The sequence below is a fragment of the Gelidimonas diazotrophica genome, assembly GCF_055694025.1.
On sequence record NZ_CM146349.1, the window covers coordinates 1,093,057 to 1,119,178 of the forward strand.

Annotated in this window: 17 protein-coding genes; 5 read left to right on the forward strand and 12 right to left on the reverse strand. The window is 55.3% G+C overall.

The genetic code is table 11. The annotated features are described in order from the left end of the window. Positions 1-12: 12 nt before the first annotated feature. Positions 13-891 carry a putative selenate ABC transporter substrate-binding protein gene (locus tag KGFNPO_RS05100; RefSeq protein ID WP_472633406.1) on the reverse strand — a complete coding sequence of 293 codons (879 nt, stop codon included), beginning with the start codon at positions 889-891 and terminating at the stop codon, positions 13-15. 209 nt (positions 892-1,100) lie between these two features. On the opposite strand from KGFNPO_RS05100, the gene egtD reads away from it, so the two are divergent. Both egtD and egtB read left to right on the forward strand, forming a co-directional pair. Next, positions 1,101-2,090 (forward strand): L-histidine N(alpha)-methyltransferase, encoded by a 990-nt coding sequence (gene egtD / locus KGFNPO_RS05105; RefSeq protein ID WP_472633407.1) that lies wholly within the window; start codon positions 1,101-1,103, stop codon positions 2,088-2,090. Between the two features lie 18 nt (positions 2,091-2,108). Then, positions 2,109-3,317, forward strand: coding sequence for an ergothioneine biosynthesis protein EgtB (gene egtB / locus KGFNPO_RS05110; protein ID WP_472633408.1), 1,209 nt, complete (start codon positions 2,109-2,111; stop codon positions 3,315-3,317). Between the two features lie 192 nt (positions 3,318-3,509). Here the strand turns inward: egtB and KGFNPO_RS05115 are convergent, their stop codons facing one another. From KGFNPO_RS05115 to senB, 6 genes are all read right to left on the reverse strand, one after another. Continuing rightward, on the reverse strand, positions 3,510-4,184 hold the full coding sequence (locus KGFNPO_RS05115; protein WP_472633409.1) for a phosphatase PAP2 family protein: 675 nt from the start codon (positions 4,182-4,184) through the stop codon (positions 3,510-3,512). A gap of 221 nt (positions 4,185-4,405) precedes the next feature. Next, positions 4,406-6,181, reverse strand: a complete 1,776-nt coding sequence (locus tag KGFNPO_RS05120) for a PAS domain-containing sensor histidine kinase (RefSeq protein WP_472633410.1) — start codon at positions 6,179-6,181, stop codon at positions 4,406-4,408. 171 nt (positions 6,182-6,352) lie between these two features. Beyond that, positions 6,353-8,938: a chemotaxis protein CheB gene (locus KGFNPO_RS05125; RefSeq protein ID WP_472633411.1), complete on the reverse strand. Its 2,586-nt coding sequence runs from the start codon at positions 8,936-8,938 to the stop codon at positions 6,353-6,355. Between the two features lie 165 nt (positions 8,939-9,103). After that, complete coding sequence (leuA, locus tag KGFNPO_RS05130) at positions 9,104-10,810, reverse strand: 2-isopropylmalate synthase (RefSeq protein WP_472633413.1); 1,707 nt, start codon at positions 10,808-10,810, stop codon at positions 9,104-9,106. A 460-nt stretch (positions 10,811-11,270) separates the two neighbouring features. Further along, a complete protein-coding gene (gene selD, locus KGFNPO_RS05135; protein ID WP_472633414.1) occupies positions 11,271-12,332 on the reverse strand; it encodes a selenide, water dikinase SelD in 1,062 nt (353 codons plus the stop codon). A 114-nt stretch (positions 12,333-12,446) separates the two neighbouring features. Next, positions 12,447-13,439 carry a selenoneine biosynthesis selenosugar synthase SenB gene (senB, locus tag KGFNPO_RS05140; RefSeq protein ID WP_472633415.1) on the reverse strand — a complete coding sequence of 331 codons (993 nt, stop codon included), beginning with the start codon at positions 13,437-13,439 and terminating at the stop codon, positions 12,447-12,449. Positions 13,440-13,477: 38 nt separating this feature from the next. On the opposite strand from senB, the gene senA reads away from it, so the two are divergent. Beyond that, complete coding sequence (gene senA / locus KGFNPO_RS05145) at positions 13,478-14,668, forward strand: selenoneine synthase SenA (RefSeq protein WP_472633416.1); 1,191 nt, start codon at positions 13,478-13,480, stop codon at positions 14,666-14,668. Between the two features lie 265 nt (positions 14,669-14,933). Here senA and KGFNPO_RS05150 read toward each other — a convergent pair whose 3' ends face one another. Together KGFNPO_RS05150 and KGFNPO_RS05155 are read right to left on the reverse strand one after the other, a co-directional pair. After that, positions 14,934-16,592 (reverse strand): methyl-accepting chemotaxis protein, encoded by a 1,659-nt coding sequence (locus KGFNPO_RS05150; RefSeq protein WP_472633417.1) that lies wholly within the window; start codon positions 16,590-16,592, stop codon positions 14,934-14,936. A 282-nt stretch (positions 16,593-16,874) separates the two neighbouring features. Then, positions 16,875-18,122 carry an HD-GYP domain-containing protein gene (locus KGFNPO_RS05155; RefSeq protein WP_472633418.1) on the reverse strand — a complete coding sequence of 416 codons (1,248 nt, stop codon included), beginning with the start codon at positions 18,120-18,122 and terminating at the stop codon, positions 16,875-16,877. Positions 18,123-18,619: 497 nt separating this feature from the next. On the opposite strand from KGFNPO_RS05155, the gene KGFNPO_RS05160 reads away from it, so the two are divergent. Then, the gene (locus tag KGFNPO_RS05160) at positions 18,620-19,696 is read left to right on the forward strand and encodes a helix-turn-helix domain-containing protein (protein ID WP_472633419.1); all 1,077 of its coding nucleotides are present in this window, start codon (positions 18,620-18,622) and stop codon (positions 19,694-19,696) included. 42 nt (positions 19,697-19,738) lie between these two features. Here the strand turns inward: KGFNPO_RS05160 and KGFNPO_RS05165 are convergent, their stop codons facing one another. From KGFNPO_RS05165 to fabI, 3 genes are all read right to left on the reverse strand, one after another. Further along, a complete protein-coding gene (locus KGFNPO_RS05165; protein ID WP_472633420.1) occupies positions 19,739-21,046 on the reverse strand; it encodes an MFS transporter in 1,308 nt (435 codons plus the stop codon). A gap of 277 nt (positions 21,047-21,323) precedes the next feature. After that, positions 21,324-22,739, reverse strand: a complete 1,416-nt coding sequence (locus KGFNPO_RS05170) for a DEAD/DEAH box helicase (protein ID WP_472633421.1) — start codon at positions 22,737-22,739, stop codon at positions 21,324-21,326. A gap of 433 nt (positions 22,740-23,172) precedes the next feature. Continuing rightward, positions 23,173-23,955, reverse strand: coding sequence for an enoyl-ACP reductase FabI (gene fabI / locus KGFNPO_RS05175; RefSeq protein ID WP_472633422.1), 783 nt, complete (start codon positions 23,953-23,955; stop codon positions 23,173-23,175). A gap of 319 nt (positions 23,956-24,274) precedes the next feature. Between fabI and KGFNPO_RS05180 the strand changes: the two genes are divergently transcribed. After that, entirely contained in the window at positions 24,275-26,074 is a 1,800-nt protein-coding gene (locus tag KGFNPO_RS05180) for an extracellular solute-binding protein (RefSeq protein WP_472633424.1), read from the forward strand. Positions 26,075-26,122: the final 48 nt, after the last annotated feature.

The following is a 26,122-nucleotide window of genomic DNA, read 5'->3' on the forward strand; positions in this document are numbered from 1 at the left end:
GTTATTGCAGTCTTATTTCAACAAGCCGGCGTTGCGTGCTGCTGCTTCGATAGCTGCATAATTTTCAGCCTTGGTCGGGATGAATTTGCTGGCGCGTTGCAAGTCGAGGATTACCTTGTCGGCCGGATTCTTGGCGTCCAGCGCCAGGAAAGCGTCGGTCAGTTTCTTGCGCACTACCGGGTTCATGTCGGCGCGCACGGTCCAGTTGTAGTCGTAATAGCCGGGCGTGGTGTAGAACACATGCACCACTTTGGTGTCGACCTTGCCGCCAGCGACCAGTTTTTCCCAGACCGAAATATTCAGTGCGCCGGCATCGACCTTGCCGCCGGAAACTGCGGCAACGGTGGCGTCATGTGCGCCGGAGAAGGCGATGCGCTTCAGGTCGGTATCCGGATTGATCTTTGCAGCCAGCAGGTAGGAACGCGGCATCAGATGGCCGGAAGTGGACGATTCGGAACCGAAGGCAAAAGTTTTGCCTTTCAAATCTGCCAGTTTGGTGATGTCTTTGCTGGTAGTGATGAAGACCGATTTGAATTTCTCGTCTTCTGCGCGCTGCACCAGCGGCACCACCTGATTGTTGCTGCGTACTTTGGCCTGGATGAAAGTGAAGCCGCCGAACCAAACCATGTCGAGTTTGTTATTGATCAAGCTTTCGACCGAGGTTGCGTAGTCGGTTACCGGTGTGAATTCGACCTTCATCCCGAGTTTTTTCTCCAGGTAATCGCCCAGCGGCTTGAATTTGCGCTGCAATTCAGTCGGTGCTTCGTCGGGAATGGCCGACACGCGCAAAACCTGCTGTGCCTGTGACAGGCCGGATGACAGCAGCATGGCTGATGCGAGTGCGGTTGACAGCAGTGTTTTGAGCATTTTGGAGCACGAGAGATGCGACATGAAAAAACCTTTCTTAGTGTTTGCGAGAATTTTTGGCGCGATTTTGTGTCTATTTCAGGCGCGTATTATCCGCGAATTACCGGTTACGGGCATAATTGGTAAAAATTCAAGTCCAAGATGTCGCTCCTGGTGTTGCTGATTGTTGCTGGTTATTGCTGGTTTTTGCCGGTCTTTGCTTATTTCCGATCAACTTACCTGAATCCCTACTTATGCCACTACCACAGAGACTTTCCGCGTCGGGTGCGACTGCCGCAGATCTGCTGCACAACAGCGCGGCCAACGCAGAGGCGATACGCGCCGAACTGCAATCGGGCTTGCTGGCAGCGCCAGCCTTCGTTTCACCGAAATACCTGTACAACGCGCTCGGCTCCCGTTTGTTCGAGGCGATTTGTCTGGTGCCGGAATATTATCCGACGCGCACCGAGGCAGAGATTTTCGATGAAAACCTGGCGCAGATCGCACAGGCAGTCGGTGTCGGATCAACCTTGATCGACCTGGGTGCCGGCAATTGCGCCAAGGCGGCGCATTTGTTTCCTGCTTTGCAGCCGCGCCAGTATGTGCCGATCGATATCTCGGCCGATTTTCTGGCGCAGGCGCTGGCACCGATACGGCCGTGCTTTCCGGCTATCGAAATGATGGGAGTCGGGCTGGATTTTTCCAGCAGCCTGGAGTTGCCGGCTACCGTCAGGCACGAAAAACGGGTATTTTTTTACCCGGGCTCGTCGATCGGCAATTTCGCGCCGGCACAGGCGGCGGCCTTTCTGGGCCGGATACGCGCTGCTTGCGGCGCCGACGGCGCGCTGCTGATCGGGGTCGATTTGATCAAGGATCACGCCATCCTCGACGCCGCTTACGATGATGCGCTGGGAGTGACGGCGGCGTTCAACCTGAATCTGTTGCACCATCTGAACAGCTTGCTCGGCACCGATTTTGCGGTGCGCGATTGGCTGCATCGGGCGTTTTACAGCCCGCAGCAGAGCCGCGTCGAGATGCATCTGGAAGCGCGCCGACCGCTGACTGTGCGCTGGCCGGGTGGGCAGCGCCATTTTGCCGAATTTGATCGCATCCATACCGAAAACAGTTACAAGTACACCCCGCAATCGTTTGCTCAACTGCTTGGCGCAGCCGGTTTTGGCGCGATCCGGACCTGGACTGATGCGCGCGGCTGGTTTGCCGTCATGCATGCGCGGGCGGTATGACCGGACCAGGAGCCCGACATGCTCATTTCCCTGCTGGCTGAATACGACCTGACAAGACAGGCCACGTTGGCGCTGACTGAGCCATTGTCCGACGAGGATTGCTGCGTGCAATCGATGCCGGACGCCAGTCCGGTCAAGTGGCATCTGGCGCACACCACCTGGTTTTTCGAGACTTTTGTGCTGGAGCGGTTCGAGCTTAACTTCAAGCCGTATCATCCGGCTTTCCGTGTGCTGTTCAACTCGTATTACCACGGTATCGGCAACCGGCATCCGCGCGCCCAGCGCGGCCTGATCACGCGGCCATCCCTGGCCGAGGTGGAGGATTACCGCAGTAATGTCGATGCCCGCATGGCGGCGCTGATTCTGATCGCCGCTGCGTTGTCGCCGGCACGGTTGGCCGAACTGGTGCAACTGGTGACGCTGGGCTTGCAGCACGAACAGCAGCATCAGGAACTGTTGCTAACCGATATTCTGCATCTGCTTTCCTGCAATCCGATGCTGCCCGCTTATGCCAGCGGCGCGGTGCCGCCGCTGGCCTTGGTGTTGCCGCTGCATTGGCAACAGCATCAGGGCGGTTTGGTCGAGATCGGTCATGCCGGCGGCGGATTTTGCTTTGATAACGAGTTGCCGCGCCATCGGCAGTTTGTCGAACCGTTCGCGCTGGCGTCCCGGCTGGTGACGAATGGCGAATACCTGGCATTTATCGAGGATGACGGGTATCGGGAGCCCGCGTTGTGGCTGTCCGAAGGCTGGGATTGGCTGCAATCGCAGCAATCTCAACAACCGCTGTACTGGCGTCAGACCGACGGCGAGTGGCAGGAATTTACCCTGCACGGCCTGCAAACCCTGGATGTGGAGCGCGCGGCTACCCAACTGTCTTATTTCGAGGCCGATGCTTACGCCCGCTGGTTTGACGCGCGCCTGCCCAGCGAAGCCGAGTGGGAGTGTGCGGTGGATAGCCAAGCGCAGTCAGATGAACAAGCTTTATTGCAATTATTCGATACTGCATGGCAATGGACATCGAGCAGTTATGCGCCGTATCCGGGCTTTCGGGCCTCCTCAGACACGATCGGCGAATACAACGGCAAATTCATGGTCAATCAATATGTATTGCGCGGCGCATCCTGCGTCACGCCGGTGGATCATGTGCGCTCCAGCTACCGCAATTTTTTCCCGACCAGCGCGCGCTGGCAATTTACCGGCATCCGTCTGGCGCGGTCTCTGTGATTTTGTTGTATTGAAATTATAGGGGAGTATGCCTAAAAACAAGGTATCTTCCGCATATTTTAATTGGTTTCTAAAAAAATACTATTTATAGTATATTTAATAAAAATTGTGCGATATCAAGTCGGGTGTAGGGGCGGGTTCCAAACCCGCCCTTTCGTGGCCAAAGTGCAAGGGCGGGTTTGGAACCCGCCCCTACAATTCAACGCGCATATTAGCGAAATTCTGCACTTTTCCCGTAACGCCGAGTTCCGTGTCGTGATGCAACTTCCAATTCGCACGGGTATACGGTTCGTTATGGCCGGAGAGGGCGAGCGCCACTTTGATTAGCACGCTTTGCGACGGTACCGGTTCTACATACGACATGCCTATCAGGCCGATGAGGGTTGCGACCATCAGCGCACGGTTCAGCAGGGGCTTTTCCAGCTTGCAAGATAATGCGATGAAGCCCAGGCTGACCGCCGTGCCGAGCATCCCGCCCGATACCGCTTCCGCTACCGAATGGACTTGCACCGCAATGCGCGAGGTGCAAATCAGCGCCCCCAGCAGCAGCCCGACCAGCACTCCGGCGGTGCGGGTCGCAGTGCTGGCATTTTGCAGCACCAGGTAGAACAACACCGGCATCACTGCCATGGCCCGCATCGCGTGACCACTGAAGCCGGTAAAATCCAGCGCCGGGATGCCGATGCCCCAGCCGATAAAGGCGATTTTCGATGCAACCACAATCGTCAGGCCGGTGCCAAACAAGCCGCACCACCACAAAGACATGCGCCAAGCTCCTCCCAGCGCAAGCCAGGCGGCAAAAGCGGCAGCCGCAGGCATCATTACGGTACTGCCGCCATAGCTGGTAATCGTGGTCCAGTAATGCATGTAAAGAATTTCCTAAAAAAATAAATAACTGTTGCGCACGTTACATGTAAGACATGAAAAACATTGTCCACGAAATACACGAAAAGTACGAAAGAATACACAACCCTCCTTTCGACTGTGGCAGAGAAGGTTTGTTCGTGTCTTTCGTGGACCGCATTTTTTGTGCGTATCAGTGAATAAAAAAATCCCGTCCAGGCGCAAGCCCAGCTGCCGGATACGTGTTATTTAGCGTTCTCAGACGGGTACGCAATCGGGATGATGACGCTCAAAGCGGTGCCTTGGTTCTCGCGGCTGTCGATGATCAGTTCGCCGTGCAGCGTGTTGACGCGTTCCTTGATGCCGATCAGTCCATACGAATGTGTTTTCCTGTGGCTATTCGGGGGCAGGCCGATGCCGTCGTCGGCCACTTTCATCAATACGTTGCCGGCCTCTTGCGACAGGCTGATCGTGACCTGATTGGCCTGGGCGTGGCGGCTGACGTTAGCCAGCGATTCCTGCAGGATGCGAAACAGTGCGGTGGCTTGATCGTCATCGAGCTTGTACTGCGCATCGGCGCCGCTGATGTTCAGGGTGCAGGCAATGCCGCTGCGGCGCTGAAATTCCTTGACCTGCCACTCGAACGCCGCCGGCAGGCCCAAGTCCAGTACCGGCGGGCGCAGATTGTTGATGATGCCGCGCACCGATTTGATGGTGGTATCGATATCATTGAGCGCCGTCCTGACCCTCGCGTTGAGTCGCGGATGGCTGTGTGCGGTGCGTGCTGCCAGCATCGACGCATCGATGCGCAAGGCCATCAGATTCTGCCCCAGTTCGTCGTGAATTTCGCGTGCGATGCGCTTGCGTTCGCTTTCCTTGACGACTTCCTGATGCGCGGCCAGGCTGCGGATGGTTTCCTGCGATTGCAGCAAGGCATCTTCGGTTTGCTTGAATTCGGTGATGTCGAGCACAGAGCCGACCAGCGTTTGTGGCTTCTGGTTTTCGTTGTACAGGACGTTGCCCTGTAACCGGACGTGCCGTATCGTCCCGTCCGGGCGAACAATCCTGGTGATGCTGCTGAAGTTGTTATCGTGCTCGATTGCGTGCTGGATCATCAGATATGCCGCCTTGCCATCTTCCGGATGCATAACTTGCAACATATTTGCTATGCTGGGAGTAAATGCCTGAGGCGGCAGGCCACAAATCCGGAAAAATTCATCCGACCAGAGTGATACGCCGCTGACAATGTCGCGCTCCCAACTACCCACATGCGCCACTTGTTGCGCCTGATGCAAGATATATTGGGTGTGCTTCAGCGCTTCTTCAGTGCGCTGGTGTTGGGCAATTTCCGCGTTGAGTTGTTCATTGGTCTGGATAAGTTCCGCAGTGCGTTCCTGTACCTTTGCTTCCAGGTCGTCATGGGCGTTGTGCAGTGCTTGTTCGGCCGCCTTGCGCAGGCTGATGTCTTCCACCACCAGGCGGCAGGTGTGCTCGGCGGCATCGGCATTGGCTTCGATATGGGCGAAAAACGGGCGTTGCTCGGCATTCAGAAGCTGCACTTCGCACGACTGTTTTGTCTCGCTGGCAAATACCCGTATCAGAAAAGCATTGAAGGTCGGACGTGATTCGGGCGAGATGAAAGCGCCAAAGCGCCGTCCCACCAGTTTGGAGCGCGCCAGCCCGATCAAACTGGCGCCGGTCAGGTTGACTTCATGCAAGGTAGCGTCGCGGCCCAGCGTGAAATACCCGATCGGGGCAAACTCATAAAGATCGGTATAGCGCGCCAACAGCAATTCGATTTCCCGTCGGGCATCTTGCAGTTCCAGCAGTTCGCTATTTTGCAGCGCGAGTTCGATTTGATTGACTTGCAGTTCGTGCAGTTGCTTGCGTACATCCGTGTCACTGAGCAATGTTGCCGGATTGCGGCCGTCCTTGCGCAACACCTGCTCCGCTCTCAGACGCAGATGATCGGTGCCTGTGGAGTCATTAGAACTATTCATTTTTTGTTTGTTAGCAGTCATTAATATCTCCTTTCAGGTCTTTGCAGGTCATAGTGGTCAACACTTTAGCTGGCATACTGCGCAAGATGGAATGCATTGCTTATTTATACATAATTTAAGTTTAGACGCAATATGTTTGGTGCGATGAAAAGTGTGCTGAGTATGTTGCAATCAGCGGCCGCGCGCGTCATCTTATTTCTTGGCGGCGCTGATTTTCAGGCGCAGCTCTGCTTCCAGATGTTTGGCGACGGTGATGTCGGTGAAGGTCATTACCACACCGTCGATCACGTTTTCCAGCGTGCGGTAAGGCATGATGCGCGCTTTGAACCAGCGACCATCGCCGGTTGCAATCTGTTTTTGCGAAAACACCAGCGTGCGCAGCACTTCGCGGGCGTCCTGCTGCAGTTCCGGATAGCCTAAATCAGTGACAATGTCGCTCAACGGGCGTCCGATATCGCTGCCGATCAGTTTGAAAATCTGGGTCGCATGGGTGGTGAAGCGCCGTACATGCAGTGATTCGTCCAGAAATATGGTGGCAATGTCGGTGCTGTTGAGCAGGTTTTTCATGTCGTTGTTGAGCAGCGACAGATCGTCTACCTTCGATTGCAGTTCGGTATTGACGGTTTGCAACTCTTCGTTCAGGGATTGCATCTCTTCCTTGGAGGTGGTCAATTCCTCGTTGGTGGATTGCAGTTCTTCATTGGTCGACTGTAATTCTTCATTGGTGGCGGTAAGTTCTTCCTGCGAGGTCTGCATCTCTTCGCGGATGAGCAGGATCTCTTCGCGGGCGCGTTCCAAGTCGGCTTGCGGCACATGGTCGAGCAGGGCGGTGGTTGGAGCCGTCTTCACCAGTGGTGTGGCCACATCGGTAAATACGATCATGACCATGCCATGCAGCAGTTCCGGCTTTTCAATCAACTGCACCGTTATATTGACGGTTTGCACTGCGTCGCCGCTGCCTTCGAGCCGCAAATTTTCCAGCATGACGGCGCCAGTCTGGCGCACCACTTTTTTGAATGCGCTGCTCAACTGGTGGCGCAAGCTGTCGCGCGCCATCGCATAAATATTCCAGTTGGCTTTGCCTGCAGCCGGTTCCAGATATTTTCCGGTGCGCCCATTGATGTACAGGATGTCGCCCTCGGCGTTGACCAGAACTGCTGCCGGCGTGCATTGCTGCAATAAAAACTGATCGGCTTGAAACTGCAGGTTGGTGGCCGGGTTGACGACCTTGTTTTGCTCCTGCACGACGCTTAATCCGACCGGAAATTTGACTGGAAAATCGACCGCCGTAGTGCGCAAGGTATTGCTAAGACGCCGATACAGCCGCGCCTTGCTGTCCAACGACACGAATAGACTGGTAAAGCTGCCGGTGGTTTCGGCGCTTCCCAGCAGCAAAATGCCGTCGCGGTTGAGTGCGTAGTGAAACAGCGGTATCAGTCTGGCTTGCAGTTCCGGCCCGAGATAGATCATCAGATTACGGCAGGTCAGGATGTCGAGTTTGGTGAAAGGCGGGTCCATGATGATGTTTTGCGGGGCAAAAACCACCATTTCCCGGATTTCCTTGCCAATCCGGTAGCCTTTTTCCTCGGCTATGAAAAATCGACTCAGGCGCTCGGCAGAAACATCCGCAGCAATATTGGTGGGAAAGAGTCCCTGACGCGCACGGTCGATCGCATCATGATCCAGATCGGTGGCGAAAATCTGCAATGAATAGCGCGCTTTCGGCTTGATCCGTTCCAGCGTTTCCTTGAAAACAATGGCCAGCGAGTACGCCTCTTCGCCAGTCGAGCAGGCCGGCACCCACGCCCGCAGCACTTTGCCATTCGGATGCGCGGCCAATAGCGCAGGGAGTGTTTCATTTTGCAAATAATCCCAGACCTGCGGATCACGGAAGAAATTGGTGACGCCGATCAGCAATTCCTTGAACAGCAAGTCCTGCTCCTGCGGATTTTCGCGCAGATAGCGCACGTAATTGCTAATCGCGTCGATCTGGTGCAGGCTCATGCGGCGCTCGATGCGGCGGTATACGGTGTTTTTCTTGTAGAGCGAAAAATCGTTGCCGGTGCGCTCGCGCAGCAGGATGACGATTTTTTCCAATGCGCTCTGGGACTTGCTTTCCAGAATCGGTTCATGCCCGGTGTTCGGGCGCACTTGCCGCAGATAGGTTACGATTTTTCCCGGCAATTCCTCTGCAGGGGCGACGATGTCGGCCAGTCCGGCATTGATCGCGCTGTGCGGCATCGCATTGAATTTGGCGCTGGCCGGCTCCTGCACCAGGGCCAGTCCGGCTTTTTCCTTGATGGCGCGCAAGCCCAGCGTACCGTCCGAACCCATGCCAGACAGAATGACGCCGATCGCCATTTCACGCCGATCTTCGGCCAGCGCCCGAAAGAAGAAATCAATCGGTAAACGCAGCCCCCGCGGCGCTGCCGGTTCCAGCAGGTGCAGCAGGCCGTGCAGGATCGACATATCTTTGTTGGGCGGAATCACATAGACGCAGTTCGGCTTGACCTTCATGCGGTCGGTGGCTTGAAAAACAGCCATCGGGGTGACGCGCTGCAGTAGCTCGGGCAGCATGCCTTTGTAGGTCGGGTCCAGGTGCTGGATCACGACATACGCCAGCCCGCTTGCCAGCGGCACGTTTTCAAGGAATTGCGTCAGCGCTTCCAGTCCGCCGGCGGAGGTGCCGATGCCAACCACTGGCGGCATGCCGGTCTTCGGTTTTGCTTTGGAAGCGACGATTTTCTTCACTGAAGTTGATTGGTCCGGGTTGGCCATGCATTCTTTCTTGCCCGCCAAGCGCGGGATTTCGGGTGCTAGTTCACAATTGTATCAATGCTGGGCGCGTTCAATAATCAATCGATATTGCGACGGCGCAAAGTAGCCGCGGGATCAGAGGCGGGCAGGGTAACACTAACCCATGCCCCGCCACTGTTTGCGCAACTACCCGCTGATAATTACCTGAGCACTACTGACCGCCTGCTCCCGCTGGCGCAGCGCCAGTTGCCGGTTGACGGCGCTCAGTACCGCCTTGAATGAAGCGGTCACGATATTGCCATCGAGGCCGACGCCGAACAGGGTTGGGCCATTGTCGAGACGCAACTCGACGTAGCAAACCGCCTGCGCATTGGCGCCGGAACCGATCGCATGTTCGTGATAATCCATCAACTGAATATCCAGACCGAGCGCATTGACGAAGGCATCGATCGGCCCGTTGCCGCCGCCCGCCAGCGCCATTTGCTCGCCATTCTGGACGATGTCGATTTCAATCTGGACCGCTTCCGCCTTGGCAGAATCTTCTTCCATGCGGTGCGCCTGATAGGCGTAGGGCGTGGTGTGAGCGAGGTATTCCTGCTCGAAAATGGCGTAGATGTCTTGCGCCGCGACTTCGCCCCCGGTGCGGTCCGTGGTTGCCTGCACCGCGCGGCTGAATTCTATCTGCAGCCGGCGCGGCAGCGACAAACCGTATTCCTGTTCCAGCAAATACGCCATGCCGCCTTTGCCGGACTGGCTATTGATGCGGATCACCGCATCGTAGCTGCGCCCGAGATCGGCCGGATCAATCGGCAGATACGGCACGTCCCACTGTGCCTCCGCCTGCTGCTGGGCCAGACCTTTTTTGATCGCATCCTGATGCGAGCCGGAGAAGGCGGTAAACACCAGATCGCCGACATACGGATGGCGCGGATGCACCGGGATCTGGTTGCACTCTTCGACGCAGCGCCGCACGCTATCGATATCGGAAAAATCGAGTCCCGGATGCACGCCTTGGGTGTACAGATTCATTGCCAGCGTCACCAGATCGACGTTGCCGGTACGCTCGCCATTGCCGAACAAACAGCCTTCAACCCGATCCGCGCCGGCCATCATCGCCAATTCGGCTGCGGCCACCGCGCTGCCGCGGTCGTTGTGCGGGTGGACGCTGATGACGATCGCGTCGCGCCGTGCCAGATTGCGGTGCATCCACTCGATCTGGTCCGCATACACGTTCGGCGTGCTGGATTCGACGGTGGCCGGCAGGTTGAAGATCATCTTGTTATCCGATGTTGGCTGCCAGACTTCGGATACCGCATCGCATACTTCTTTGGAAAAATCCAGCTCGGTCTGGCTGAACGATTCCGGCGAGTATTCGAAACGCCAGGCGGTTTCCGGATGCATCGCAGTCAAGTCCTTGATGTGCCGGGTGCCGCTGATGGCGAGCGCCTTGATGTCAGCGCGCGACATTTTGAAGACGATGCGGCGAAAAGCCGGCGCCACCGAGTTGTACAGATGCACGATTGCGCGTTTGGCGCCGAGCATGGCTTCGATCGTGCGGTCGATCAGGACCTCGCGCGACTGGGTCAACGCAATGATGCTGACGTCGTCCGGAATCCGGTTTTCATCAATCAACATGCGCACGAAATCGAAATCGGTTTGCGAGGCGGAAGGAAAGCCGACTTCAATTTCCTTGAAGCCGATCTTGACCAGCATCTCGAAAAAACGCAGCTTCTTTTCCAGGCTCATCGGCTCGATCAATGCCTGATTGCCGTCGCGCAAGTCGCTGCTCATCCAGATCGGCGCTGTGGTGATGATCTGATCCGGCCAGCTGCGGTTGCTTATTTGGACAACGGGAGACGGGCGATATTTGGCTGCAGGGTTGGGCAACATCATGATGAATCCTTTGGGTTTTGAGAGGAAATGGTAACAACAAGTTTGAACAATTGATGTGGCAGCGAGGCTGCCTGACGGCCACTTAACGCAAGGCCAGGCAACCGATCGGTAGCGGTAGCAGCAGCAGACCCAGCAGACCCAGCAAACGCGCAACAACCATCATGGCGACAAAGGTGCCTTGCATGATGGTTACAGGATTCATTGTGGAATGCATGTTGAATATTGGATCAGCAGTATTGTTTTCTTGCCGGACTGCTGGCAGCGCGCTGCCAGCAGGGTAAAACAGAAGGCGGGCGTTTTACGCCAGCGGCAGTCGTAGCAAGCCTGCTAGCGGAGCGCCAGCAGGCTGTACAAAGTTCGGAAGGGGGAATTGAGCGAATGACATGGGCTCAATGTAGTTGGCGCCAGCGGGGTTTGTCAAGCCTCTTGCGGTATTTTCCGCATATTGGCGATGTTGCAATTACGCTGCGGTGACGACTATCCCGGTTGGTCCTTCGATCATTTCGCCAATCACCGCTGCGTCGGCAAAGCCTTCACGGGCGAATAATGCAAGGACTTCATCAACCGCGGCCGGATCGCACGAAACCAGCAGGCCGCCGGAAGTTTGCGGGTCGCATAGCAACGCTTGCTGGGTTGGCGTGATGGCGTTCGCCAGTGTCACATCGTGACCATAGGCTTCCCAATTGCGGCTCGACGCGCCGGTGATAAAGCCTTGTTCAGCCAGTTGCTGGACGTTCGGCAGCAGCGGAATCTGCGCCATGTCGAGCTTGGCGCTCAGCTTGGCACCACGCGCCAGTTCCAGCAAATGGCCGAGCAGGCCGAAGCCGGTGACGTCCGTCAGTGCATGGACGCCAGACAGTTCGGACAGGGCTATTCCCGGCTTGTTGAGCTTGGTGGTGTTGGCTATCATCGCCGCATAGCCGGCGGCGTCCAGCGCATCTTTCTTCAGCGCGGCCGACAGAATCCCGACGCCGATCGGTTTGCCGAGAATCAGCTTGTCGCCTGCTTTGGCGTCGGCATTGCGCTTGACCTTGGAAGGGTGGATCAAGCCCATCACGACCAGACCGTAGATCGGTTCGACCGAATCGATGGTGTGGCCGCCGGCAATCGGAATCCCGGCTTCGGCGCAGATAGCTTCGCCGCCGCGAATGATTTGTCCAATCACTTCAACCGGCAGTTTGTTGATCGGCATCCCGACCAGGGCCAGCGCCATGATCGGCGTGCCGCCCATCGCATACACGTCGGAGATTGCATTGGTGGCGGCGATCCGGCCGAAGTCAAACGGGTCATCGACGATCGGCATGAAAAAATCGGTGGTGGCAATCAGCGCCTGCTCGTCATTGAGCTTGTAGACCGCGGCGTCATCGGCGGTCTCGATGCCGACCATCAACTCTTTCGGCACCGGGAAGCCGGCTGAATTTTTCAGGATTTCAGACAGTACGCCGGGTGCAATCTTGCAGCCGCAGCCGCCGCCGTGGGAAAACGCGGTCAGTTTGATTTTCAAGTCGGTCGGTGTATTCATTGGGATTGCCTTAGTAATGTGATGGGTTGTCCAACGTGAAAGTCGCGTAGCGGCTCACTTTGCTCCCCTCTCCCGGCATGGCTTTTCCTGGTGCCCGAATCGCCATGCGATTCGCTAGCGGGAGAGGGGCTGGGGGAGAGGGGCTTTCAGCAGATTATCCATCAACTGCAGCAAAGCGGTTTTTTCCCGCTCTGGTGAAAATAGCGGTGCACGCGCCGCACATTGCCTTTGCAGCAGCGCGTAAAACGCCGGGTCGGCGATACTTTGGTCGATCAGGCGCGCCAGTTGCCGGCTGTCCCCCAGCGGAAAATACCCGGCGTAGTCGTCGCCCAGCATGCCGCGGTTGCCGGATATGTCGCTGGCCAATATTGGCACGCCGCTGGTAATGGCTTCGATAATCACATTGGCGCCGCCTTCCATCCTGGAACTGATGACCATCAGATGGCTGCGCTTCAAGCGCTGGCGGGTGGTCGCATGCGGCAGGTTGCCGAGCCAGCGGTAGCGCACTTCCTGTTGTTCGGTTTGTGCCGCCAGGCGACCCAGAGCAGGCTCCAGCGCGCCGCCGATATGGATCAGCCGCGCTTGCGGCGATTGCACCAAATGGGCGGCACGCATGAAGGTGGCCGGGTCCTTTTCGTCGCGCAGGTGGCCTATCATCGTTATATTCAGGTGCCGCCCTGTTGTCGGTGTTGTCCGCACGACGGCTTTCAGAGTGCGCGTCGATTGGTGGATGACTTGTGTTTTTGCGCGCAGATCGGCCGTCAATTCCTGCTGTCCCGACGCTTGCAATACCACCAGTTGCGTGGCAAGTTGCAGTGAGCGTTGCGCGCTGGCATCGGTTTGGATGTCGCGGTACAGATCGGTGCCGGTCAGCACCACCACCAATGGAGATTCTGGCTGGGTCGCGGCAAATGCCGCAATCGATTCCGCAGAGCGCCGTGCGTGCAATGCGATCATTGCATCAATTTTCTGGCCGTCCCACTCGGCGGCGATGCGTACTCGATAATGTTGGCGAAGAAATTGCGACCAGCGCCGGGCGGTTTGCCAGTTGCCGTTATTGGCTTTTGCCAGTGCGGGGCTGATAATGACAATCTGCGGTGGGGGCAAAGAATGCTCCTTGATAGCGCGAAAATTTTCCGAAAAATATGATAAATCCTTCGTTTCGAAACGCCTCTTCGGAAGAACTGGCAGCGGCCTTGCAGGATGCGAGGCATTATACGCTGCTGCTGTTCGATCGTTTTTCGGCCGCCAGCCTGGATGTATCAGCGCATGTGCCGTTTTTGCCCATCATCAATCCGCCGCTGTGGGAGTTGGGGCATATCGCCTGGTTCGCCGAATGGTTCGTGCTGCGCGAGGCCGAGTCGAGCAACCCCGCTGCGGCGCAGCGCCCATGTTTGCTGACACAGGGCGACGACTGGTTCGATTCGAATACCGTGTCGCACCGCACGCGCTGGCTGATCGATTTGCCCAACGCCGGCGCGCTCAAGATGTATTGCCGCGAGATATTGGATCGGGTGCTGGATAAGCTGGAGAAATCAGGCGCATCAGGCCGTGACCTGGCGCCTTACCAGCTGGTGCTGGCGCATGAAGATATGCACGGCGAGGCTTTCGCGATGACCTTGCAAACCCTGGGTCTGGAAGCACCGCCACGGATAAACCAAACGACGGCAGCGCCAGCGCCGCACATTGCGATCGATTTTCCCGGCGGCACGATGCTGCTCGGTAGCGCACCGGAGTCCGGCTTCGTGTTCGACAACGAAAAATGGGCACATCCGGTGCTGGTGCCTGCCTTCAGTATCGATGCAACATTGGTGTCGAATGCCCAGTACAGCGATTTCATTGCCGATGGCGGTTATCAGAAGTCGGATTTTTGGAGCACTGCCGGCCGCGCATGGCTGATGCAGCAGGAACGTTCGGCACCGCGTTACTGGCAGCGCGATGGTCTTGGGTGGTGCACTGAAAGTTTCGGCCGGCTGACCGCTTTGCCTGCCCATCAAGCGGTGCGCCATGTCAGCCTGTTCGAGGCGCAGGCTTACTGCCGCTGGGCCGGTCGCCGCTTGCCGAGTGAATCCGAGTGGGAGTACGCGGCCATCTCGGGTCATGCGGCTTTTCAATGGGGCAGCTTGTGGGAATGGACCTGTACGCCGTTCGAGCCTTATCCCGGCTTTGCGGCGGATGCCTATCGCGAGTATTCGGCACCCTGGTTTTGCACGCATCAAGTCTTGCGCGGCGCATCTTTTGTAACCCGGCCGCGGATGCGTTCGCCGAAATTCAGGAATTTCTATTTGCCGCAACGCGACGATATCTTCGTCGGCTTCCGGACTTGCGCTGCATGACGCTTGGCTGGATTCAGATTACATGTTGATACTCTTTCCGCAGGGCATGAAACAGGAATTGCTGTGGAGTAACCAAGTCGTTGAAACGATTCCATATCCATATCCATAGCCAACTCCTGATTGAAGTGTTATTTCAATATAGGTCATTGCTATCAACATGCAATCTGAATACAGCCTGTTTTTTGTACTGTGATGGTCAATCAACTTCCAATTTCCTCCGCCTGTCAGCGTTGATTAACCTCTGGCGTCAAATCAACGCTTTTCGTTAAAACGAAGGCCTACTTTCTATGGATAAACATAGGTTTGGCCGGGATGGAAGTGCCTTCATCTTGGACTTGTTGGTGAGCTTTGTGACTTTGCCTGTCGATAAGGAGCGCGAAACTCGCCCGCCGGACATGAGTTTGAACGCGTCCACCAGTTGCGATAGATTGTCCGCCTGATCTTTCATGGTCGCGGCGGCGGCGGCGGCCTGTTCCACCAGCGATGCATTCTGCTGGGTTATTGCATCCATCTGGGTTATCGCTAGGTGAACCTGTCCTATTCCGGCACTTTGTTCCCGGCTGGAAGTTGATATTTCGCCCATGATCGCCGCCGCCCGTTTGATCGAATCGACAATTTCATTCATGGTCTTGCCGGCGTCGTCCACCAGTCTGCTGCCGACATCGACTTTTTCTACCGAATCTCCGATCAGCGTCTTGATCTCCTTGGCGGCGCTTGCGCTGCGTTGGGCAAGATTGCGTACTTCCGCAGCTACCACTGCAAAGCCGCGTCCCTGTTCTCCTGCGCGGGCTGCTTCCACTGCCGCGTTCAGCGCGAGAATATTGGTTTGAAAAGCGATGCCGTCGATCACGCTAATGATATCGACAATCCTGCTTGAGCTTTCCTTAATCGAATTCATCGTATTCACCACATGACACACCGCTTCGCCGCCTTTGATTGCAATGTCGGACGTGGATATCACCAAGTTACTGGCTTGATGGGCATTGTCGGAATTTTGCTGCACGGTGGCCGTCAACTCTTCCATTGCCGAGGCAGTTTCTTCCAGGCTCGATGCCTGCGACTCGGTACGTGCCGACAAATCGAGAACGCCATCGGCGATTTCACCGGCACCGAAATTGACCAAATCAATTGATTGTGTAATCTGTCCAATCAGAAGTTTCACATTGATCTGCAAGACCTGTAGCGACTGCACGACTTTGGCTATTTCGTCTTCACCTTTTGCCGTGATCTTGCCAGTCAGATCGCCTGAGGTCATGCGCTCTATGTCTATCGAAACACTTTTCAGCGGAGCAACAATGCTCTTGAAAAGCATGAGTCCAAAAAACACGGTAAGAATCACGCTCAGTATCGCTACTGTGATCGCCCATCCGGCAAGGTTCAGGTTGGCGCCACCTTGCACGGACCAGGCAAAAACCGCATTAACTATGGACAAGAGAAAAAGCACGCCGAACGCCATAGACAGCTTGGCTGTGATTGAAAAGCCTTTGAGGACTTTCAAGAAGTCGAGTGGGGACCGCAAGAATGCGCTTCCTTCGTGGATTACGAGCCGTTTATTGCCGGACTTGATCGCGCGATACGCGTCATCTGCCGCCTTGACCTGGTCTCGTGTTGGCTTGCCCCTGATTGACGTATAGCCGACAATCTGATGGTTCTCCATGAGTGGCGCAACATTGGCTTCGACCCAGTAATAATCGCCATTTTTGCAACGGTTTTTCACCAGTCCAGTCCATGCCTTGCCACCTTTCAGCGTGCGCCACATGTCGTCAAAAGCTTCTTCCGGCATATCGGGATGCCGCACGATATTGTGCGGTTTCCCCAAAAGTTCCTCTTCACTAAATCCGCAGATGTGCAGAAAATCCTGGTTGATGTAGGTAATTCTGCCCTTCAAATCCGTCTTGGAAACAATCGTTTCTGAATCCTGCAAGATGTATTCATTATTTGTGACAGGCAAGTTCGTGCGCATTTTGTTTTAGTCCATTAATTGTTCTTGGCGGGTGTCGCGGAATGCATTGCTACTTCAATATTGAGGCTGGCAATCTGGCTTGATCCATCCCGAAGAATAGTGACGACTTTGAAATAACTTTCCGAATTTTGATATATTCATTTTGGCTGGCATATGTGCTTATTTGAAGTATGTGTTTTTGCGATTAATGCGACACTCGTTCGTCCTGTGTCGTGATGTGCAACGCGCTGCGGAGCGCTTCGTTTAGTCCAGCATGTTTTCGCTGAAACGCCGTTGCACTATCTCTACGTCTTCGCGAGCGGCGATCAAGGCCGCTACACAATCATGATCGAACTTGCTGCCGGCCATTTCCTGCAGGAATGCAAATGCTTTGTCGTTGCTCCACGCTTCTTTGTAAGGGCGACGGCTGGTCAGGGCGTCGAACACATCGGCGACTGCGGCGATTTTTGCCTCGATCGGAATTTCTATCCCTATCAAACCGCTGGGATAACCGCTGCCGTTCAATGCTTCGTGGTGGTGCAAGGCGATGTTGCGCAAGATTTCGACATGCGGCAAATCGTCCAATCCAAGATTTTCCAGCATCCGGTCGATGATTTCCGTCCCTTTCAGAGTGTGCGTCTTCATCAGGTCGAATTCTTCTTCTGTCAACTTGGCTGGCTTGAGCAGGATGCTGTCTGGAATGCCGATTTTTCCGATGTCGTGCAGCGGCGAAAACAGGAAAATATGTTCCACAAGATCGTCGTCGAGCTGATGTTTCTTCGCAACGTCCAGGGCGATCAGGCGCGCATAATTGGCCATGCGGTCGAGGTGCGCGCCAGTTTCAAAATCACGATGCTGCGCCATCTCTGCGGCCGTTTTGACGATCGCCGCCAGGTTGCTAATACTCGATATTTCGTGGATCACCAGCAGCGACAACAAGTGGCCGAACATATCCATATAGTGCAGTACCAGATCGTCGAAAACCTGTTTGGAATAGGAATTGAAGAACAGGAAGCCGAAAAATTCTCCATTGGAAAACATCGGCATGGTGTAGCTCGCGCCGTATTTTTGCGCGGCGATGCGACGGGCGTGCTCGGCGGGCACGCGGCGGAAAATATCGAGATCGTTCACCACCCGTGGCCGACCGACTTCCAGGATTTCCTGTAACGAGACGGAATCTGCCAGCTTTGCGTTGTACAGGCTCAACGACGGATCGCCACTACTGCTGTGTACAAATGTTTTGAGTAAATCCGTTTTTTTGTCGTAGATTGCCACCGCAATCCGGTCGATGAAAGGGAAGCGCTGTTTCAGCAAAAGATGAACGTATTCGACTTTGTCTGGCAGAGGTAATTTGTCGTTCAATACGGCAAATACATCCGTGTGACCAAACATGGCATTGAGATCAATTCTGTTTTTCGTCGGAGAGCTCATCTTGATTTTGTCTGCTTCCATCATATTGCGAGAATCTTCTTTAGCCGGGTCATGCGTCGGGAATTGATGTTCGATTTTCATGGTTCGTCCAGCCAGACCAACACGATGCATCATCTCTGATTTGAAAAAATTTGTACTGGGTAGCGGACGCTTTCGGCGACATCAAAATTCTTCCCGATTATCGCTACTGCCTGACTTGGCGTTGGCGACACGCTTGTGCTGAATTCGTTTGGTGACACGTTCTGGTCCGATTGCTGGATCGTGGTGGTGGCCAAAAACTGGGAGATACTGCCCCGCCGGCAACCACCTGTGTGCCGGCGGGGCCGCCTGCGCGAAGGCGGCGGTGTATCCTTTTCCCTGTACTATCGTTAATTAACGAGCATTAAATTTATAATTGAGCAATTATAATTAGCCTGTTTTCATGGACTTGACCGTACGTCTCAGTTTTTAAAAAATTTGCTGTTATCCAACACAATTCGTCAGTTCTCTACCCGCTGCGTTTGCATGATGGTGGGTGCGCCCCTGAAAAATATGTCCTTCATACCGTTTATTGCGCATTACCCAATTCATGACAACCGATGACGCTATCCTCTGAAACTGGAAATCACGCGGCTGGTGAGCAACCGGCAGATAACGCTGATCAGCGCATGGTTTGTGGCCGTCCTGCGCCTGCGCCCGGCATCATCCATAGTCATTTCAACGTGCAGGGCGAGGCGCCGCAGCGGCAGTTACTGGCTTGGCGCGATCGGGTCGGCCACATCATTGATGTGCTGCCTTCGTTGGCGCAGCTTGAAAATCCGTTCAGCGCATCGATTGACTGTTATGCGATTGGTGAACTGGCATTCACCGACTGTCGCACTGACCCGCTGTTGCTGGAGCGCTCAGTGGCACGCATCTCTACAGATAGCATCCGCGATTACGTTTTTCATGTGTTTATAGAGGGAGGAACCGAGTCCGTGACGGGTTTTTACCCGCAGCGCCGTAGCGTGTCATCCGTGGCGAGCATTGTTGCGCTGGATATGAACCAGCCGGTGCGCATGCAGCGCAATGCTTGCCGGGTGCTGACTTTCTTCGTGCCGCGGGCGCTGGTGGATGCGGCTTTTCCTGACGCGGAAACCTTGCATGGCCGTGTCATTAAAAACACGACGCCGCTGATGCGGCTGCTCATCGAGCATGTTGCGTCGCTGAATCAAAACATGGCGAGTATCAGCGCAAGCGAAGCAAGCCGCGCCTTGCGCGTCGGCGTCCAGCTCCTGGTCGCAGCTTTTGGCAAACAGGCGCGATTGAGCGGCACTACGCGCGCGGCAGTCCGCGCAGCCATGTTCGGCCAAGTGCGGCGCTATATTCAGGCCAACCTCCATCAAGCAGAGCTATCTCCTGAAAGCCTGCTTATTGCGTTGCAATTACCCCGCGCTACTTTGTATCGTTTGTTTGAGCATGAGGGCGGTCTTGGCGCTTATATTCGCAACTGCAGGCTGCGCGAGGCGGCAGATGAGCTGGTCAGATTTCCGGATCTGGCTGTGATGAATATTGCTTACGGGCTGGGCTTCAAGAGCGCTTCGGATTTTACCCGCGCATTTCGCCGGGCCTACGCCATGGCGCCGCAGGATTTGCGCGCCCATGCGTTTGAGCTGCGGCGTGTCAGAGGCAAATAAACGGATGCGAATGGCGGTAAGTAACACAACGATGCCTGCCTGTCAGCGAGCCTCAACCGTATCTGGAAACCGACTCAGGGCAAACAGGCTGATGCACAGCGCTGCCAGCAGATACCACGCGGGAGCCATCGGGTTTCCCGTCACTCCTATTAGCCAGGTCACAATGAATGGCGAAAAGCCACCGAAAATCGTTACACCGAAGCTGTAGATTATCGACATTCCGGCCGCGCGATGGTGACGCGGAAAAGCTTCGAGCATCATCACCGAGTTGGCGCCGCCATTGCTTAGCGCCACGGCGGCATATCCACAGATAATCAATAATGAAAGCAGTTCCTTCGCTTCATGCGTCAACGCTAGAAATGCCGGGAAAACTAGCACGAAGCTGCTGGTCAGCGTCAAGTACTGGATCGGCTTGCGGCGGCGTTGTCGGTCGGCGACGCGGGCCAGCGCTGGGTTGGCAAAAAAAATCACCGTACCGGCGAGACAGGCCGAAAGCAGGCTAAGGATGGGCGACAGATGCAGCGTCGTGACCAGATAGGTCGGTATGTAAAACACCATGATGTACATACTGGCAGAGGGTCCCGCCATCAACAATATTCCGAACCACAGCGTACGGGGATGTTGCGCGAAAACACTCTTCAAGGTAGGCCGGGCAGGCCAATATGTTGCTTCCATCGGAGCCTCCACCAACTGGCGACGGATATACCAGCCAACCGGCCCGATTAGCATCCCCAGGATGAAGGGAATACGCCATCCCCAGTCTTGCATAGATTCGCGCGTAAACACTGCCGTGGTGAATGCTGTGATCAGAGCTCCGGCAAGCGCGGCCGCGCCTTGGCTGGCTGACCGCCAGCTAACTAAATAACAGCGGCGATTTTTGCTGGCTAATTCCATCAATACGGCAGAAGCGGGACCGATTTCGCCCCCTGCCGCAAACCCCTGCAAGAGCCTTGCAAACACAATGAGCAGCGTTGCCGCCACGCCGATGGATGCGTAAGACGGCGTGAATGCGATGATCCCGGTGCCCAGCGTCATCAGTGTGATGGAGAAAGTAAGCCCCGCCTTGCGTCCCTTGCGGTCGGCCAAATTCCCGATGATCATGGCTCCCAGGGGGCGCATGAAGAAACCAGCGCCAAATGTCGCAAGTGCCATCAGCAGTGATGTGAAAGGATTGCTTGATGGGAAAAAAATTTTGCCGATATTCACAGCGGAAAAACTGTACACCGTAAAGTCATACATTATCAGGCCGTTGCCAATGGCCGCCGCCACGATGACGCGCCTTGTCTGCATCGCAGTGCGCGCAGCAGCTTCCGTAGCGGGTATTTGGATGGTCGGGGAAACGGTGGTCATTTTTGTATTTATTCTGCTTTAGCTATCTGTTCCGTTTTCTCGTGACCGAGCAAGTGCGTAACATCAGTTAATAAAAGGGCGCTTGGTGGCGCATTTTTATTGGATATATCAGGGCTTGTGCATGGATTCTATTTGGCATACAGCATAATGTATTTTCAAAGTTGTAATGAAAATATACGGGAATCGGCATGTTTTCTGGCATACCCAAGGTAAACGTAAAAATGGCCGCCGGATTGCTCCGGCGGCCATTTTCTATCTTGTGACTACTTGTTGCCGATTACCGATTGCCATCGCTGTAAGAGCGACGCGCACCACCGGTGTCGCCGGTGCGGCCTTTGTAGCCGCCGCCATTACCGTTGGCGCTACGCGGTGCAGCATTCGGATTGCTGAAAGTGCGCTGGCCTGGTTTGGCGCTGCCACGATTGTCGCCCGGCTTCCAGCCGCCTGCTTTAGATGGCGAACGTGAAGTAGACGCTGTCTTTTTAGGCTCAAAACCTTCAACCACATCGACTGGAATCAATTGCTTGGTGAAGCGTTCGATACGCTTGACGTTCATGCCTTCAGCATGATTCACCAATGACACGGCAACGCCGTTACGACCGGCACGGCCAGTACGACCGATACGGTGGACGTAATCTTCCGGGAATTTTGGCAAATCGTAGTTGAACACATGCGTGATCGCAGGGACGTCGATACCGCGGGCGGCAACGTCGGTGGCAACCAATACGCGAACTTGACCACGGCGCAGCGAATCCAGCGTGCGGTTGCGCGCACCCTGATGCATGTCGCCATGCAGCGCAGCAGCGGAGAAGCCGGCGATGTTCAAACGGTCGGCGATGGTGTCGGCGTCACGCTTGGTGGCGGTAAATACAACTGCCTGGTCCATCGTGGCGTCGCGCAACAGATGGTCGAGCAAGCGATTCTTGTGCGACAGATCGTCTACAAAGTGGACTTTCTGGGTAATGTTTTCATGCTTGGTGGCGGAGCCGGCAATTTTGATCACAACTGGATTGTTGGTGATTTGCTGTGCCATGCGGCCCACTGTGCCGTCCAGCGTAGCGGAGAACAACATGGTCTGGCGTACCGCAGGAGTGGCAGCAACGATTTTTTCGATGTCTTCGATGAAACCCATATCCAGCATGCGGTCGGCTTCGTCCAGTACCAGAATTTGCAGCTGGGAGAAGTCGATCTTGCCCGATTCCATATGATCAATCAGACGTCCAGGCGTGGCGACCAGAATTTCCGGATTTTTCGCCAGCAATTGCATCTGTTTTGGATAAGGCATGCCGCCCAGGATGGAAATAGTTTTCACACGCTTCATGTGCGAACCGTATTTTTCAGCGGCATTGGTAATTTGCAGCGCCAATTCACGCGTCGGCGTCAGTACCAGCATTTTTGGCTGTGCCGGCTGAAAACGTGGACGGTCGCCGCGGGCGCGGGCTGCCTGGCGTTCTTGATTGGAAGTTTTGTTTTGTCCCGCATCGGCTGGTTGCTCGATGGAGGCGAATTTGTGCAGTGCGGGCAACATGAACGCGGCAGTTTTGCCGGAACCTGTTTGCGACGAAACCATCAGGTCGCGGCCTTGCAATGCTGCCGGAATTGCTTGTTCCTGAACTGTAGTCGGCTTGGTGTAACCGGCCTCAGTCAATGCCTGGATTACGGACGCGTGTAGGCCTAGAGCTTCAAAAGTCATTCTTATCTTTCGTAAAAGTCAGCGTTCATGCAAATGCGAGAACGCAAAATAGCAACGCCAACCAACGAAATGACTTGAAATGAATACAAAGAAATTTCGGCACAAAAGCTTTGCGCCGGGACTGTGTCGGTGTGACACAAAAGGCGGGAAGGCTTTAAATGCTGCATTCTGATGAATGCGGCATAGGCTTGCGAAGCTGCTAATTTATTGCGGGTTTGTTGTCTTTACGCCTTGTATTGCAGCGCAAGGACGACATAATACATCAATTTTGCTGCACTTGCACCAACTACTTGATGTTACGCAGGGTGCATGCAAGACACGAAAAGCACGAAAGAATGCATGACACCATCCTTTCTACAGCGGCAGAGAAGGTTTTTTTTCGTGTCTTTCGTGCTTTTCGTGGACTGATTTTTTGTGCCTAAACATCAACTGCTTAATCTGCGTTAATTCCCATTACATGCGAGAAACCGCCATCGACGTATGTGATTTCGCCGGTGACGCCAGCCGCCAGATCCGACAGCAGGAAAGCGGCGACATTGCCGACATCTTCAATCGTTATGTTGCGGCGCAGCGGAGCATGTTCGGCGACAAAGCCGAGCAATTTGCCGAAATCCTTGATGCCGCTGGCAGCCAGAGTCTTGATCGGGCCGGCAGAGATGCCGTTGACGCGAATCCCTTTTTTGCCGACTGATTCCGCCAGATAACGCACGCTGGCTTCCAGCGAAGCCTTGGCCAGCCCCATCGTGTTGTAGTGCGGAATTGCGCGCACTGAACCGAGGTAAGTCAGCGTCAGCAATGCCGAATTGGCGCGCAGCAGCGGCATTGCGGCCTTGGCCAGCGCCGGAAAGCTGTAAGCCGAAATATCATGCGCCATCGCGAATGCTTCACGGGTGAAACCGTCAAGGAAATCGCCGGCAATCGATTCGCGCGGCGCGAAACCGATCGCATGCACCAGGCCGTCGAGCTGCTGCCAGGATTGGCCCAGATCGGTGAACAGGGCGTTGATTTGCGCGTCGCTGCTGACGTCGCAATCGTAAATCAGTGTGCTGTCGAATTCCTTGGCGAAATCGATGGTGCGTTCCTTGAAGCGTTCGCCGACATAGGTGAATGCCAGTTCGGCGCCTTCGCGTTTGCATGCCTTTGCGATACCGTATGCGATGGAGCGGTTTGACAACAAACCAGTGATCAGAATCTTTTTGTCTTGCAAGAATGCCATGTGTGTCTCCAGGTGCTATCGCAGGATAGAAGCGGCTTTCAGCGCCAAACTGGCGGGAAGCTGCTGCATATCTTATTCATTATTCGAATAGGGGTTGTTTCTTCGGTGCGGCCGAGTTTTTTATAAATAGCTCGGGATTGTAGGTTGTAGCCGACGGGACGGCAACTGTTCTTGCGATACTTCCTTGCGATACTGTTCCGGTCGAAGTATAAATGTTCGCGTTCGTGCCGGGTGCCTTTCGGTAAAATGGCATAAAAAAAGAGGGAGTTGTGATGCACGATATGCACTTTGGTTGCCGGCGCCTGCTCTGGTGCGCCGGATGAAAAAAAGTCTGAATGCCTTATTGCTGTGCGCCAGTTGCCTGGTGTGCGCCAGTGCCTTGGCCGCGCCTGCCTTTTCGCTCTACGACACGCCGCGCTATGGAGCCGATTTTACCCATTTCGATTACGTCAATCCGGCCGCGCCCAAGGGCGGCGAGCTGTTCCTGGCCAATCCCGACCGCCGCACCAGTTTCGACAAATTCAATCCTTTTTCGATGAAAGGCGTTGCCGCTGCCGGTGTCTCGACCCTGATGTTCGAGACGCTGACAGTCGGTTCCAGCGATGAAGTGGCAACCATGTACGGCTTGCTGGCCGACGACATGGTACTGGCGCCGGATCGCATGTCGATGACGTTCCGGCTCAATCCGTTGGCGCGCTTCAATAATGGCGATCCGGTGCTGGCAGCGGATGTCAAGCATTCATACGACATGCTGGTGACCAAGGGCGCGCCGCAATTCAAGTCGGTGTTTGCCGATGTCAAGCAATGCGTGGTGACCGGCGAGCGCAGCGTGCGTTTCGATTTCAAGACGTTAAACCATGAATTGCCGCTGATCGTCGGCAGCGTGCCGGTGTTTTCGCGCAAGTGGGGCGCGAAAACGGAATTCGACCGGATTCAGCTGGAGCCGCCGATCGCCTCCGGCCCGTATCTGATCGATAAATTTGATATTGGCCGCGCCATCAGCTTCCGGCGCAATCCGTCGTATTGGGGCACGAACGTGCCGTCGCGCAAGGGCATGTTCAATTTCAACCGGATCAATTATCGTTTTTACCAGGATGACGTGGCGCGGCTGGAAGCGTTCAAGGCGGGCGAGTTCGATGTCGTGGTGGAATACAGCGCAAAGAACTGGGCGCGCAGTTACAACGGCCCGAAATTCACCAGCGGCGAGATTGTCAAGCGTGCATTGACGCATTCCAACGGCGCCGGCATGCAAGGTTTCGTGATGAATTTGCGGCGGCCGCAATTTCAGGATATTCGGGTGCGCCGTGCATTGGCGCTGGCGCTGGATTTCGAATGGATGAACCGGCAACTGTTTTACAGCCAATACACGCGCATTTATTCGTTCTTCAACAATAGCGAGATGGCCGCGACCGGTTTGCCGTCGGAGGATGAGCTGAAGCTGCTGCAACCGTTGCGCGCCAAGCTCGACCCGGCGGTGTTCGGCCCGGCTCCGCTGCCGCCCAGCACCAATCCGCCGGCGTCGTTGCGCGCCAATCTGCTGCAAGCCCAGGCCTTGCTAAAACAAGCCGGATGGGAATACCGCGACGGCGCGCTGCGCAATGCCAAGGGCGAACCGTTCGCGTTCGAAATTATGGATGACCAATCGGCGCTGTCGCGCGTCATCAGCGTGTATGTGCGCAATTTGCAAAAGCTGGGTTTCCAGGTCAAGCAGCGCACTGCCGATTTTGCGCTGGTGCAAAAGCGCATGGAGGAATTCGATTTCGACATGACCAGCACCCGGTTCCCCGATGTCACCAGCCCGGGCAATGAAATGTTCGACATGTTCGGCTCCAAAGCGGCCGATCAGCCGGGTTCGAACAATGCCTGGGGATTGAAAGACGCTGCGGTGGACCGCTTGGTGGAATTGCTGGTGGCGGCAAAAACACGGCGCGATTTGGTGGCGGCGGCGCGAGCCTTGGATCGGGTCTTGCTGCACAAGCATATCGTCGTCACGCACTGGTTTTCATCGACGCATCGGGTCGCCTACCGCAATCGCTTCGGCATTCCCGCCAAGATGCCGCTGTATTACCAGGCCGATCCGTATGTGATTTCGAGTTGGTGGGAAGTAAAGCCTAAATAATAAAAATTAGGGAGTATGGTTAAAAATAGTGCCTTTGCCGCATATTTT

Coding starts and splice junctions, on each gene's coding strand:
- selD (WP_472633414.1), bottom strand. CDS start 12,332: ATGAATACACCGACCGACTTGAAAATCAAACTGACCGCGTTTTCCCAC.
- KGFNPO_RS05155 (WP_472633418.1), bottom strand. CDS start 18,122: ATGAAAATCGAACATCAATTCCCGACGCATGACCCGGCTAAAGAAGAT.
- KGFNPO_RS05180 (WP_472633424.1), top strand. CDS start 24,275: ATGAAAAAAAGTCTGAATGCCTTATTGCTGTGCGCCAGTTGCCTGGTG.
- KGFNPO_RS05165 (WP_472633420.1), bottom strand. CDS start 21,046: ATGACCACCGTTTCCCCGACCATCCAAATACCCGCTACGGAAGCTGCT.
- KGFNPO_RS05170 (WP_472633421.1), bottom strand. CDS start 22,739: ATGACTTTTGAAGCTCTAGGCCTACACGCGTCCGTAATCCAGGCATTG.
- KGFNPO_RS05160 (WP_472633419.1), top strand. CDS start 18,620: ATGACGCTATCCTCTGAAACTGGAAATCACGCGGCTGGTGAGCAACCG.
- KGFNPO_RS05115 (WP_472633409.1), bottom strand. CDS start 4,184: ATGCATTACTGGACCACGATTACCAGCTATGGCGGCAGTACCGTAATG.
- egtD (WP_472633407.1), top strand. CDS start 1,101: ATGCCACTACCACAGAGACTTTCCGCGTCGGGTGCGACTGCCGCAGAT.
- KGFNPO_RS05125 (WP_472633411.1), bottom strand. CDS start 8,938: ATGGCCAACCCGGACCAATCAACTTCAGTGAAGAAAATCGTCGCTTCC.
- KGFNPO_RS05120 (WP_472633410.1), bottom strand. CDS start 6,181: ATGACTGCTAACAAACAAAAAATGAATAGTTCTAATGACTCCACAGGC.
- leuA (WP_472633413.1), bottom strand. CDS start 10,810: ATGATGTTGCCCAACCCTGCAGCCAAATATCGCCCGTCTCCCGTTGTC.
- fabI (WP_472633422.1), bottom strand. CDS start 23,955: ATGGCATTCTTGCAAGACAAAAAGATTCTGATCACTGGTTTGTTGTCA.
- senA (WP_472633416.1), top strand. CDS start 13,478: ATGATAAATCCTTCGTTTCGAAACGCCTCTTCGGAAGAACTGGCAGCG.
- egtB (WP_472633408.1), top strand. CDS start 2,109: ATGCTCATTTCCCTGCTGGCTGAATACGACCTGACAAGACAGGCCACG.
- KGFNPO_RS05100 (WP_472633406.1), bottom strand. CDS start 891: ATGTCGCATCTCTCGTGCTCCAAAATGCTCAAAACACTGCTGTCAACC.